Genomic DNA, 13,141 nt, shown 5'->3' with positions numbered 1-13,141 from the left:
CTGAGCCAGGATCAAACTCTCCGAAGAAATGTTTGACTTGCTCATTTGCTTTTTTGATAGTGTGTGCTCACTTAAAATTTAACGTTGGCGCTTTGTTCTGTTCAGTTTTCAAAGAGCGATTTATCGTCGTTACTTCGTAAGCGACTTTATTATCTTATCATTTACCAAACCTGATGTCAACAACTATTTTCATATTGTTTTTCGGTTAAGCAATGTATGATGTCGTTATTGGCGACTCCTAATATATTATCAGGTTGATTATTAATCGTCAATGGTTAAATTAGTTTTTTTAAAAAAAACTATAGCATGATAAAAACCCCAAGGAGATATCCATGAGGTTTTCATAAGATGACTTCGACGCACTATCCTTTAAATGATCCAATAACCAATGGCCGCCAATGCGGCAACTCCCGGTATTCCAAGCAGGCCGGCGACTGCCGAGGTAACAGGGTTGATGGGGACATGAATGCCCGCCTGATTCCCAAGTGTATTCAAAAAGAACAAAAATGCTGCACCGATAATGACCTTTATAATGCCCTGCCCTATAAACCGGACAGGTCTTAATGGCGCCCCGATAATGAGGAGCATTAAAATCAAGCCGCCAACTATGGCAACAAAGACAACTGGTTCCAAACTCATTCCTCCCCGCAAGCTTGTACTAAACTTATATGAAGGAAACGCTGGATTAAGAACCGAAAAAAATGGCCATGAGGAACAAACTTATCCTTCACAGCCATTTCCTTATCATCTTTTTAAGCGAACATTCCTTCTTTTAACTTCCCTGAATAAGTAGAAATATTTCACTTCCGCCAGTCTCGTTTGGGCGATTACTTCCTCAGATGGATCAACGCTTTTTTCAAGTAATGATTTTTGATTATGCCAATTCCATTTCAATTGTTCAAGCTCTTCGATTAATGAATCATTGAATTCATTCCGAAGTTTCTTTTTTTTACGAAAGAACAAGTGAAGTCCTCCCAGCTATCTTATATTTCTCTTCTTCCTTCTATTGCTTTTGATAGCGTCACTTCATCCGCATACTCCAAATCTCCGCCAACAGGAAGTCCGTGGGCAATTCGGGTCACTTTGATGCCTGATGGTCTAAGCAACCGGGAAATATACATGGCTGTCGCTTCACCTTCAATGTTAGGATTAGTAGCCAAAATTACCTCCAGCACTGTTTCATCTTGCAGGCGCTTTAATAAATCAGGAATATTTATATCTTCCGGACCGATTCCGTCCATCGGGGAAATACTGCCATGCAGTACATGGTATAAACCATTGAACTCTCTCATCTTTTCCATAGCTATAACATCTTTCGGGTCCTGAACCACACAGATCAAACTTCTGTCCCTCTTTTGATCTTCGCAAATATAGCAGGGATCTTGATCTGTAATATGACCACAGACTGAGCAATACATAAGATTCCGCTTAGCATTAACAAGTGCTTTTGCAAAATCCAAAACAGTATCTTCCTTCATGCTTAATACATGAAAGGCTAATCGAGCAGCCGTTTTAGGACCAATCCCCGGCAATTTCATAAAACTGTCAATGAGCTTGGAAATTGGTTCTGGATAATGCATCGAATTCCTCCTAAAAATTTCAAAAGAAACCCCCTGAAAGGAAGTTTCTTTTGAACTTGCTTAAAACATACCCGGAAGGTTCATTCCCTTAGTGAATTGTCCCATCGTTTGGTTTGTCAGTTCTTCCGCCTTTTTCAAAGCATCGTTAGTGGCAGCCAACACTAAATCCTGAAGCATATCGATATCATCCGGATCGACAACTTCCGGTTTGATGACTACATCGACTATTTCTTTATGTCCAGTCACGATGACCGTTACCATTCCGCCGCCGGCAGTTCCTTCAACCCTTTTTTCACCTAATTCTTCTTGTGCCTCTGCCATCTTCTTTTGCATCTTTTGCATTTGTTTCATCATGTTCTGCATATTACCGCCGCGCATACCCATTTTCCTTACCTCCAATTATTCTTTAATTTCAAGTAAATCATCGCCGACTAATTTTCTAGCCTCTGCTATAAAGGGGTCTTCTTCTTTTGATTCCGTTTCTTCTGGACCGTCGAACTGCTGTGTTGAGATGAAGTCCTCCCGCAACCTTTGCCACTGGCTTTCCGGAACTCCAGCTATCTCCATTCGGTGTCCGGTCAATTGCTGCATGATCGAGGCTATCACTTCCACGAAACGGTTATTTTCCATTGCCATTTGACAATGAATATCATATTTGAATTTTACCACAAAAGCTTCAGTTGACGCAGCAACAGGTTCCGCCTCCGTTAATAAAGCTGCCAATGACTTTTGGTTTTGCTGACCTAACTGTTCAAGCACTTCCCCCCACTTACTTTTCACAGCATTAAGACCTGGCTTTGTAGCTTGTTTCAAAACTTGATTGATTTTTCCGGCAGGTGCTTTATATGACTTTTTAACGGCCCTTTGCGCCTTAGCCTGCTCTGCAGGTTTTTCTGCCATGGCTGCCGGAATGCCGTTTTTCTGCATTTCGAGTAATTTCTTCTCTAAATCTTCTATTTTCTGCTGCAGCTGTTGAAGCTGCCCGTTATCAATTTGATTTGGCCTTTGCTCATTACATAACTTCACAAGTGCCACCTCAAGGAAAATCCTTGGATGATTTGTCCATTTCATATCCTGCTGTGTTTGATTGAAGCTTTCAATTATGGAGTAAATCGATTCAGAAGAAATCACTTCTGCCAATTCCTTGAATTGGGGATCTATCAAAACACGCTCGAAGGATTCTGCCAGTGCCGGTGCCGTTTGAAACAACAGCATGTCACGGAAGTAATAAATCATGTCTTCTATGAACCTAGCCGGGTCTTTTCCCATGGCCAGCAATTCTTCAAGGACTTCAAGTGCCACCGCTACTTCTTTATCATATATAGCTTTTGCCAGCCGGCTTAAAAACGCTTGCGAAACAGATCCGGTGACAGTCAATGCATCTTCCACTGAAACCGTCTCCGAACTGAAGGATATCGCTTGATCAAGAAGGCTTAGTGCATCCCGCATCCCGCCTTCGGCTGCCCTCGCAATGATATGCAGGGCTTGTTCATCACAAGAAACACCTGTTTCTGCAATGATTTGTGACATCCGGCCAACTATATCTTGAGGCTGGATCCGTTTAAAATCAAACCTTTGGCAACGGGAAATGATCGTTAGTGGAATCTTATGGGGCTCAGTCGTCGCCAATATGAAAATCACATGCTTCGGAGGTTCTTCCAATGTCTTTAAAAGCGCATTGAACGCCCCTTGTGAAAGCATATGTACCTCATCAATGATGTAAACTTTATATGTAACCGCGTTAGGTGCATATTTGACCTTATCACGAATGTCACGGATTTCCTCGACACCATTATTGGATGCTGCATCAATTTCTATAACATCTGATATGGAGCCATCGGTGATTCCGCGGCAGGTAGCACATTCGTTACAGGGCTCACTTGTCGGGGCATGCTCACAATTCACTGCTTTTGCTAAAATTTTGGCAGCACTTGTTTTCCCTGTTCCACGTGGACCGGAAAATAAATAGGCATGTGAAACCTTTTGCCCGACCAAAGCATTCTGCAACGTTTTCGTCACATGTTCCTGCCCGACTACATCAATGAATTGTTGCGGCCGCCATACCCGGTATAATGCTTGATACCCCACGGAAATCCCTCCTTCTTTTCTCCATCTTGTTTATTATACATTACTGATTTCCTTAATATCAAAGTCTAAAATGAAATTTCATCATTGCCTCATTTTTTTCAAAAACACCAAGCACTTTACCTTCTTGGCATAAAAAAAAACCCACCCGATACGAATGAGTTTTTTGTTTATGTAAAATAACTGCCGTGCACCTTCTGTCGATTAGCAACCATAAGCGTTACTTAAGCAGTTAGCTCGGCCCAGGCAACCCTGCGGCACATGAGAACTTCCACTTAATGCTGCTTCCTTCCGGACCTGACATGGTTCATGGAGTCCCATTGCGCAGGACCCGGGCGTCAACACCACTTACTTAAGGCAGGCCCTACAGAATGCTAACCTCGAGAAGGGATTCAACCTCGCTAGAGCGGATTGCGAGTACAGGGCACCGCTACCTCCCCGTCTAGCACGGCAAAAGTAATACCAATTTCATAGCGTCATGTCGACGCATAATTCATTATACTAAGGTAACAAAAAAAACGCAAGTGTTGTTCTTGGACAGTTCAATTCCAAATTTACCAAATGAAGCAAAGACTCATCTTCAACATTCGTTTTTCACTTATTTATTTTCTTCGGCAATCTTGAGTGCCTGCTCTCTTTTCAACGTTTTCTTTCTATCCCTTAGCTCTTTAAAAAAAGAAGTCAATATCCAGCCGCACTCTTTCCCCAATACACCGCTGGTTACATCACATTGATGGTTAAATCGTTCATCTCGAAGTAAATCCATGAATGTGCCTGCACAGCCAGCCTTTGGATCATGCGCTCCAAAAACGACCCTTTTCACCCTTGATTGCAAGATGGCACCGGCACACATCGGGCAAGGTTCCAGCGTTACATATAATGTCGCATCTTCAAGACGCCAACTGCCAGTAGCACGGCAAGCCTCATTGATTGCAAGGAGCTCCGCGTGTGCCGTCGCATTCTGTTCCGTTTCCCTCAGGTTATGCCCCGTCGAAATAACTTGATCATCTATTACGATTAAAGCGCCAATCGGCACTTCATTCAATTGCCGCGCCTTTTTTGCTTCCTCTAAGGCTAAATTCATGTAATGAACATCATCCTTCAAAAAAAAACCCCCTCATATTAAATAGGAGTAAACAGACAAATATAAGACAAAATAAAGGTCATACTACTTGTGAATAGTAACGCATTCGACATATGTGCTGCAAGTAAATTCTCACAATACAGGAGGATATACCATGAATCGACCTGAATCGCCTTCTTTTGCATTGCTTATCATTGATATGATCAATGACTTTGACTTCAAATACGGGAATATGCTCCTTGCACATACGAAACTTATCGTCGATCCGATCTTGAAATTAAAGAAGCAAATGAAAGAAAAAGGTTTTCCAATCATCTATATCAATGATCATTATGATTTATGGCAGGCTGACTTCGATAAAATCATTGATACATGTAAAAATGAAGGTAATGCCTCATTAATCGAAAGAATAAAACCTCAACAGGACGAGTTTTTTCTCATCAAGCCGAAGCATTCCGCATTTTATGGGACGGCACTCAATACATTGCTTAAACGATTAAACGTGGATACCCTGATTATTACTGGCATAGCTGGCAACATCTGCGTGCTATTCACGGCCAATGATGCCTATATGCGGGAATATAAATTATGGATTCCGAAGGATTGCATAGCTTCTGCATCAAAGGAAGATAATCATTACGCATTAAAAATGATGAACCATGTTCTCAAGGCATCCATAAAACAAGGTGAAGACATGTAAGCATTCAATCGAACAAGGCATTAATCTACATACCTCCCCAATTAACACTCTTTCATTCTCTTTCTTTATCAACCTGACAAAAATGTCACTAAAGTCCCAAGTCTGTGATACAATATCTCTTGGCGAAAATCCTATGACCGGGAATTTTAGCTTGATACCTCATGAAGGAGGACAGATTGGATGAAATCCACCCCATTTATCACTGTCGAAGGTCCAATCGGCGTGGGAAAAACATCACTTGCAAAAGTTATCGCAGATCATTTTCAAATTTCATTATTAAGGGAAATTGTCGATGAAAATCCATTTCTTGGGAAATTCTATAAAGATATTGATGAGTGGAGCTTTCAAACAGAAATGTTTTTTCTATGTAACCGTTATAAACAATTGGATGATATCGAAAAAAAGTATCTTACTAATGACCAAGCCGTAGTGGCTGATTATCATATATTCAAGAACTTGATATTTGCTGAAAGAACGTTAAAGAACGAACAATACAATAAGTACCTTGAGATATTCAATATTTTAACACGGGATATGCCTAAACCTAATATGGTGATTTATTTAAACGCAAGCCTTGATACTCTTCTCTCCCGAATCGGTAAAAGAGGTCGTGAAATCGAAGAAAATATATCCTCCATTTATTTAGAGCAGTTATCCGCGGATTATCGAACATTCATGGAAACATTCGAGAAACAGCACCCTGACATCCCTGTTCTTACATTCAACGGAGATGAGCTGGATTTTGTCGGGAACAAGGATGATTTGAAAACGATAATAAGCCAAATAGAGAATGCCCTGCACAAAGGAGTAAAGTCAAATGAACTTACGAAAGAAATATAATATTCCAAACAACGCCGTCATTACGATAGCAGGGACGGTTGGCGTAGGAAAATCGACCATGACCAATGCGTTAGCCGATGCCCTTCAATTCAGGACATCATTTGAGAAGGTTGATACGAACCCCTACCTGGATAAATTTTACGATGATTTTAATCGTTGGAGTTTCCACCTGCAAATCTATTTCCTCGCTGAACGATTTAAAGAGCAAAAAAAAATCTTTGAATACGGCGGCGGTTTTATCCAAGACCGTTCCATTTATGAAGACACCGGGATATTTGCAAAAATGCATTATGAAAAAGGCACGATGAATGAGGTGGACTACGAAACGTATACAAGCCTTTTCAATGCCATGGTAATGACGCCATACTTCCCGCACCCTGATTTACTTATCTATCTCGAAGGTTCGCTCGATGATATCCTCAACCGGATCCAAGAGCGCGGCCGTCCAATGGAACAGCATACCCCAATTGAATATTGGCAGGAAATGCACGGCCGTTACGAAGAATGGATCGATCAATTCAACGCCTGCCCTGTCCTTCGATTAAATATAAACGAATATGATCTTATGCAGGATGAAGCAAGTATCGAACCTCTTATAAAACGGATTGCCGAATATATGGAGCAAACCAAGTTGTTGCGAAATGTGTAAAACAGAAAAACCACCGGTTATCCGGTGGTTTTTTAATATATTAGAAAACAAAAATTCCGTTACATAACTGTAACGGAATTCATCGATATCCAATTTATGCGCTGTGGTTATTAATAAGTTATGGAGGAGGTAGAGGGATTCGAACCCCCGCGGGATTTGACTCCCCTGTCGGTTTTCAAGACCGATCCCTTCAGCCGGACTTGGGTATACCTCCGTATCAACATTTATTATATTACATGGAATCAAAATCAAAGTCAAGCCCTCTATAAAGTTTTTTTAAAATAATTTTCAAACTTTGATAAAAAGGGGAATCAGCCTCTTTAACCAGAAGCTGATTCCCTTTGACTTACGGTTTAATGACTTCCGCACCGCGCATATATGGACGTAATACTTCAGGAATGATAACACTGCCATCTTCCTGCTGGTAATTCTCCAAAAGGGCAGCGACTGTACGGCCGATTGCCAAGCCTGATCCATTTAGGGTATGGACGTGTTCCGGTTTGCCTTTTGCATCACGCCTGAAGCGAATATTGGCCCGTCTAGCCTGGAATGCTTCAAAGTTACTGCAAGAAGAAATTTCGCGGTACGTTCCATAGCTCGGGATCCAAACCTCGATATCATACTTTTTAGCAGCTGTGAAACCAAGATCTCCCGTACACATGCTTAGCACTCGGTATGGAAGACCCAGCAATTGGAGGACCTTTTCGGCATGACCTGTGAGGTTTTCCAACTCTGCATATGAATCTTCCGGCTTCACGAACTTCACTAGTTCAACTTTATTGAACTGGTGCTGACGAATTAGCCCGCGCGTATCACGACCCGCAGATCCTGCCTCTGAACGGAATGAAGCACTGTATGCCGCATAGCTTATCGGCAGATCGTCCGTGCTCATGATTTCATCACGATGGAAATTTGTCACCGGCACTTCAGCTGTAGGAATCAAGAAGTAATCATCACTTTCAATACGGAAAGCATCCTCTTCGAATTTTGGCAATTGACCTGTCCCGGTCATGCTTGCACGGTTCACCATATATGGTGGCAGCATTTCTTCATATCCGTGTTCCTCAACATGAAGGTCTAACATAAAGCTAATTAGTGCACGCTCTAATCGAGCACCAAGGCCCCGATAAAATACAAATCGGCTTCCAGTCACTTTTGCTGCCCGTTCAAAATCCAGGATGCCTAGATCTCCAGCTACATCCCAGTGTGGTTTCGGTTCAAACTTGAATTCAGGTAACTCCCCCCATTTACGGATTTCGACATTATCGTCTTCCGTCTCACCAACAGGCACGCTTTCATGCGGTATATTAGGAATGGAAAGAAGTAATGTTTCTAATTGTGCTTCCACTTCACGAAGCTCATCATCGAAACCTTTTATACGGTCACCGACTTCACGCATTTCCGCAATCAACTGATCTGCATCTTTTTTCTCCCGTTTCAATATGGCCACTTGCTGTGAAACTTCATTTCTTTGGCTTTTCAACTTTTCCGTTTCAGCAATCAAGGTCCGGCGCTTTACATCCAGTTCCTCGAATTTGCCTAAATCAGTTAAATCTTCCCCTCTAAATTGCAATACACGCTTCACTTCTTCAAAATTATTCCTTACATATTTCAAATCCAACATTTCAGTTCCTCCTTAATGTATTTGATGATTTATCAAAGAACGCAAAAAACTCCCGTCCCCTGAAGAAGGGACGAGAGTTAACCCGCGTTGCCACCCTAGTTGAAGGCCTATGAAAAACGCCTACCACTTATCACGATAACGGCTTTTAACCGAAAGTATTTACTGACCCAAAAGGCTTTCCATACTCTGCTCCAGGAGGGATTCACAAAACTCTCACACCGATTTCCACCAGCCACCGGCTCTCTATAGAAAGAAATACTTGTTACTATTTCCTGTCATTGCTTTCTTATATAATCAGATTGTTTTCCATAATGTACTATAATTTTATACATTACGCAACCGTTTTATACACGAAACTTAAAACCAGCCTTTAACAGTGGAAGCTACACTGCTCCAAACATCTCCAAAGAATCCGCCAACCGCCCGCATTGATAATACGAACCAGTTTGCCTTTTCAACAGATTCAGCAGCTACGACGTTAACCTTAACTGGATCTCCGTTGATGTACCCGTAATCTTCTCCTTTTTTAGGAGTGACTGTGATGTAGCCTAGCTTTTCACCTTTTTTGATTGGTGCAGTCAGCTTACCATCTTCATTCAATTTGTTTTTATCGATCACTAAATCTGTTTTATAGTTGTCTTTCCCACCATTTTCAACAAGTAGCTCGATTGCTTTTTCAGATTGGATCTTAACGTCTTTTTCCTTGCCTTTCACTACTGAAAGTGTTTCTTTCCCTTTCACCTGGTAGTTGGCTGGAAGGACTTTTTCCTTTTTAAATGTTGCATAAGCATAGTTCATAAGCTTAGTGCTATCTGCAAAACGTTCGTTTTTATTAGTGGACTTCATGACCACCGTGATATAGCGCTGACCGTCCTGGATAACCGTCCCTGTATGGCCATAACCAGCAAAGTCGGTAGATCCCGTCTTTAGTCCATCTACGCCTTTATATTCAAAAATCAGGCCAGGCAGCATCCAGTTGAAGTTCGGATATTCTTTTCCATCACGGAACTTCAATTTAGGAATGCTGGCGATTTTTAAAACTTCCGGATAATCATTTATTAAACGATAAGCAAGAAGTGCAGTATCTTTTGCTGTCATGATATTTTCATCATCTTCATCACCTGAAGGATATTGCCCTAATAAATCGGAGTTATTCAAACCGCTGGCGTTAACGAATTTATGATTTTTCAAGCCTAATTCCTTTGCTTTTTCATTCATTAACTTAACGAAGCTCTTTTCACTTCCGGAAACTAGCTGTGCTAAAGCTACTGTTGCCGCATTTCCTGAATAGACGGCCATAGCTTGATATAGTTCCTTAACTGTATAATCTTCACCTTCCGTTAACCCAACATTCGACAAATTGGGTGCTTTTGAAAGGTCATGTACATATTTATTTATTTTTACTTTTTGATCCCAACTGATTTTCCCATTTTCAATTGACTCCATTATGATGTACTCGGTCATCATTTTAGACATGGATGCAATCCCTAATACTTTATCGGCATTTTTTTCATACACGATTTGTCCTGTTTCACCATCGATTATGATGGCTGCCTCTGCTTTTAAACCTAAATTATCAGATTCAGCAACAGCTTCCCCCGGTTGATAGGCAAATTGCGACATAACAAGAACAAAAACAAAAGTGAAAATGAGGGTCTTGCTGATTTTTTTCAATTTCCAATACCTCCAACTTTTAAGCTAATCTCTATAACAAAGAAGAAACTTTATGTAAATCCCTTGACACCTTGTCTAGTTTATCACAGAAAAAATAAAAAAAATAGACAGAGTAATCGCAGACTCTGTCTATTTTAACAATAAATTTTAATGACGATTATATGTTAAATTCATTACATTGAGTAGTTCGGTGCTTCTTTAGTAATTTGGACATCATGAGGATGGCTCTCCCTTAATCCGGCACCGGTCATTTTGACAAATTGAGAGTTTTCTCTCAACTCTTCCAATGTGGCTGTACCGCAATATCCCATACCTGAACGAATGCCGCCAATCAGTTGGAAAATGGTATCTGATAAAGGTCCTTTGTATGGAAGGCGCCCTTCGATGCCTTCTGGAACAAATTTCTTGTTATCTTCCTGGAAGTAACGATCTTTAGATCCTTTTTCCATTGCAGCAACAGATCCCATACCCCGATACACTTTAAAACGGCGACCTTGGAAAATTTCCGTTTCGCCAGGGCTTTCAGTTACACCTGCAAGCATACTACCAAGCATTACTGCATGTCCGCCTGCAGCCAGCGCTTTAACGATATCACCTGAATATTTAATTCCGCCATCAGCGATAATCGTTTTACCATGTTTTCTTGCTTCTGTTGCACAATCGAAGACTGCCGTGATTTGTGGAACACCTACACCGGCTACAACCCTTGTCGTACAGATTGACCCTGGTCCGATTCCCACTTTCACTACATCGGCCCCCGCTTCAATCAATGCTTTCGTCCCTTCAGCCGTTGCCACATTACCGGCAATGATCGTCAATTCAGGATAAGTCGCGCGGATTTCCTTCACCATTTCAAGGACGCCTTCTGAATGACCGTGAGCAGTATCAAGTACAATTGCATCGACATGGGACTTAACAAGCATTTCAACACGCTTCATTGTATCCTTAGTCACTCCGACTGCAGCACCAGCAAGCAATCTCCCTTGCTTATCTTTCGCCGAATTCGGAAACTCAATGACTTTCTCGATATCCTTGATCGTAATAAGTCCTTTAAGAACTCCATTATCGTCTACAAGAGGAAGCTTTTCAATTTTGTACTTTTGAAGAATCTTCTCTGCTTGTTCCAAGTTAGTTCCTACTGGCGCTGTGACGAGATTCTCAACAGTCATGACACTGGAAATCTTCAAGGAAAAATCGGAAATAAATCGCAAATCACGGTTTGTAATGATACCCACAAGTTTTTGATCCTCAATATTGTTGACTACAGGAACACCCGAAATGCGATATTTACCCATTAAATGCTCTGCATCGAATACCTGGTGATCTGGCGTCAAGAAAAATGGATCGGTAATTACACCGCTTTCTGAACGTTTTACTTTATCCACCAGTTCAGCTTGTGCTTCAATGGACATATTTTTATGAATGATACCCAATCCGCCTTGACGAGCCATGGCAATCGCCATCTCTGCTTCTGTCACGGTATCCATTCCTGCACTGATGATAGGAAGGTTGAGCTTTAAGTTTTCAGCTAAGTTGACTTGAAGGTTGACATCTTTCGGCAAAACCTCTGATTTCGCTGGAATTAATAGGACATCATCAAAGGTTAAACCTTCTTTTGCAAATTTATTTTCCCACATTATTTTCCCCTCCTGCTTAAAAATATTATTTGTAGGTTATCAATAGGACATACTACTGTCAAGAAGAGAAATAAATGTTTGATTATTCTATTAATTTGGAGGATAGCTGCAATGCCTGAAAACAATGATAATTTCGATAAATATACACCTTTTTTTTCCGCATCTTCCTCTCAACTTTTTTTACAAAAATGTTACACACAAGAAAAAATAGCAGAAGCGGAAATCAAAAGTTATGATAATTGTTATCCATTTATTTACCATCTTGAACATGCTAAAACTTATTATAATCAGGCAGCCATTGCACCACTTTCCATTCAACCAATCCTGACATTTTATGGATTCGCCCAATTATTAAAGGCTTGTCTGCTCACGATTGATCCTAACTATCCGGAATCAACTTCGATGCTTGCCCATGGGGTAACTACGAGGAAAAAGAAAAAACAGCAATATGAATTTCTGAAGGATGAAGTGAAAACGCAAAAAAATGGACTTTTCACCTGCATCGCCGAGAAATTATTTCATATCAAGCATCTGGAAGGTGAAAAGTTTTCCATGGGTACACTCATGAAAGAAATCCCGGATATGCAAAACTTTACATGGCCCATTTCCAAGAAAAATTTCGTCGCCCTGCTCCCCTCCTCCAATGGTTTTCAATTGCCTTCATCCATATTGGATAGCTATCAAATGTCCAGCAGTCGATTGGAAGAATTTTTGAAAGCTAAAACGAATCAAATTTACAGTATTTCGGAAGCTCCTGGAACACTGCATTTAAAAACAGAGGATGTTCCTATTCATAATGCCGCATCTCCAATACGGTATAATTTAGAAGAGGGGCAATTCATGCTATCTCTAAATAAAGATTCGTCCGCTTTTTCATTACCTGAACTTTTGATTCATTATTTGATTTCTTATAACCTTAGCATAATAGCTCGTTATGAAACAGAATGGTGGGCAGAGCTGATGAAAACCATGCCTAATGACGATTACCCTTGCATTGTGCAATTCCTTAAAATAAGCCAAGCTAAGGTGCCATTTTTAATATTTGAATGGATTAAGTCGGAAAGGTTCCACATCTGATCCTTCCAACACCCTATTTGTGAATAGATCTGTCCTGAAACGACAAAAAAAGACCAGCCGGATGGCTGATCTTTTTAAATGGCTTGGCGGCGTCCTACTCTCACAGGGGGAAACCCCCAACTACCATCGGCGCTGAAGAGCTTAACTGCCGTGTTCGGAATGGGAACGGGTGTGACCTCTTCGCTATCGCC

General features: G+C 41.0%; 13 protein-coding genes, 1 tRNA gene, 1 rRNA gene, 1 other RNA gene and 1 other annotated feature. Of the genes, 4 read left to right on the top strand and 12 right to left on the bottom strand.

The genetic code is table 11. The annotated features are described in order from the left end of the window. Nucleotides 1–369 precede the first annotated feature (369 nt). From AC1DIV_RS28770 to tadA, 7 genes are all read right to left on the bottom strand, one after another. Complete coding sequence (locus tag AC1DIV_RS28770) at nt 370–639, bottom strand: pro-sigmaK processing inhibitor BofA family protein (RefSeq protein WP_370019689.1); 270 nt, start codon at nt 637–639, stop codon at nt 370–372. Between the two features lie 105 nt (nt 640–744). Continuing rightward, nucleotides 745–963: a YaaL family protein gene (locus AC1DIV_RS28765; RefSeq protein WP_034316261.1), complete on the bottom strand. Its 219-nt coding sequence runs from the start codon at nt 961–963 to the stop codon at nt 745–747. 20 nt (nt 964–983) lie between these two features. Beyond that, nucleotides 984–1,580: a recombination mediator RecR gene (recR, locus tag AC1DIV_RS28760; RefSeq protein ID WP_034316264.1), complete on the bottom strand. Its 597-nt coding sequence runs from the start codon at nt 1,578–1,580 to the stop codon at nt 984–986. A gap of 60 nt (nt 1,581–1,640) precedes the next feature. Then, entirely contained in the window at nt 1,641–1,958 is a 318-nt protein-coding gene (locus AC1DIV_RS28755) for a YbaB/EbfC family nucleoid-associated protein (RefSeq protein WP_034316375.1), read from the bottom strand. A 21-nt stretch (nt 1,959–1,979) separates the two neighbouring features. Next, nucleotides 1,980–3,668, bottom strand: coding sequence for a DNA polymerase III subunit gamma/tau (dnaX, locus tag AC1DIV_RS28750; protein ID WP_034316265.1), 1,689 nt, complete (start codon nt 3,666–3,668; stop codon nt 1,980–1,982). Nucleotides 3,669–3,851: 183 nt separating this feature from the next. After that, nucleotides 3,852–4,116, bottom strand: an RNA gene (ffs, locus tag AC1DIV_RS28745) — signal recognition particle sRNA large type. A 147-nt stretch (nt 4,117–4,263) separates the two neighbouring features. Beyond that, nucleotides 4,264–4,770 (bottom strand): tRNA adenosine(34) deaminase TadA, encoded by a 507-nt coding sequence (gene tadA, locus AC1DIV_RS28740; protein WP_285856706.1) that lies wholly within the window; start codon nt 4,768–4,770, stop codon nt 4,264–4,266. Nucleotides 4,771–4,903: 133 nt separating this feature from the next. On the opposite strand from tadA, the gene AC1DIV_RS28735 reads away from it, so the two are divergent. From AC1DIV_RS28735 to AC1DIV_RS28725, 3 genes are all read left to right on the top strand, one after another. Next, nucleotides 4,904–5,449: a cysteine hydrolase family protein gene (locus AC1DIV_RS28735; protein WP_063595539.1), complete on the top strand. Its 546-nt coding sequence runs from the start codon at nt 4,904–4,906 to the stop codon at nt 5,447–5,449. 180 nt (nt 5,450–5,629) lie between these two features. Further along, nucleotides 5,630–6,289, top strand: a complete 660-nt coding sequence (locus tag AC1DIV_RS28730) for a deoxynucleoside kinase (protein ID WP_323599701.1) — start codon at nt 5,630–5,632, stop codon at nt 6,287–6,289. Next, the gene (locus AC1DIV_RS28725; protein WP_048688698.1) at nt 6,267–6,938 is read left to right on the top strand and encodes a deoxynucleoside kinase; all 672 of its coding nucleotides are present in this window, start codon (nt 6,267–6,269) and stop codon (nt 6,936–6,938) included. Before AC1DIV_RS28730 ends, AC1DIV_RS28725 begins: the two co-directional genes overlap by 23 nt. A gap of 121 nt (nt 6,939–7,059) precedes the next feature. Here the strand turns inward: AC1DIV_RS28725 and AC1DIV_RS28720 are convergent. The 4 genes from AC1DIV_RS28720 to guaB all read right to left on the bottom strand — a co-directional run bounded on the left by AC1DIV_RS28720 (nt 7,060) and on the right by guaB (nt 11,873). Next, nucleotides 7,060–7,152 (bottom strand) — tRNA-Ser (locus AC1DIV_RS28720). A 132-nt stretch (nt 7,153–7,284) separates the two neighbouring features. Beyond that, nucleotides 7,285–8,562, bottom strand: a complete 1,278-nt coding sequence (gene serS, locus AC1DIV_RS28715) for a serine--tRNA ligase (RefSeq protein ID WP_034316273.1) — start codon at nt 8,560–8,562, stop codon at nt 7,285–7,287. Nucleotides 8,563–8,625: 63 nt separating this feature from the next. Beyond that, nucleotides 8,626–8,850: a binding site (T-box leader), on the bottom strand. 69 nt (nt 8,851–8,919) lie between these two features. Continuing rightward, entirely contained in the window at nt 8,920–10,236 is a 1,317-nt protein-coding gene (locus AC1DIV_RS28710; protein WP_081088479.1) for a D-alanyl-D-alanine carboxypeptidase family protein, read from the bottom strand. A gap of 173 nt (nt 10,237–10,409) precedes the next feature. Next, the gene (gene guaB, locus AC1DIV_RS28705; protein ID WP_048688703.1) at nt 10,410–11,873 is read right to left on the bottom strand and encodes an IMP dehydrogenase; all 1,464 of its coding nucleotides are present in this window, start codon (nt 11,871–11,873) and stop codon (nt 10,410–10,412) included. Nucleotides 11,874–11,984: 111 nt separating this feature from the next. Here guaB and AC1DIV_RS28700 point away from each other — a divergent pair, with 111 nt between their 5' ends. Continuing rightward, nucleotides 11,985–12,950 carry a YaaC family protein gene (locus AC1DIV_RS28700; protein WP_340878248.1) on the top strand — a complete coding sequence of 322 codons (966 nt, stop codon included), beginning with the start codon at nt 11,985–11,987 and terminating at the stop codon, nt 12,948–12,950. 81 nt (nt 12,951–13,031) lie between these two features. Here AC1DIV_RS28700 and rrf read toward each other — a convergent pair. Next, a 5S ribosomal RNA gene (rrf, locus tag AC1DIV_RS28695) occupies nt 13,032–13,141 on the bottom strand; the annotation flags it as partial.

The organism is Peribacillus sp. 05N428 (genome assembly GCF_056397085.1).
Note: the sequence above shows the minus strand (reverse complement) of the source record. Positions and strands in the feature narration are given on the sequence as shown.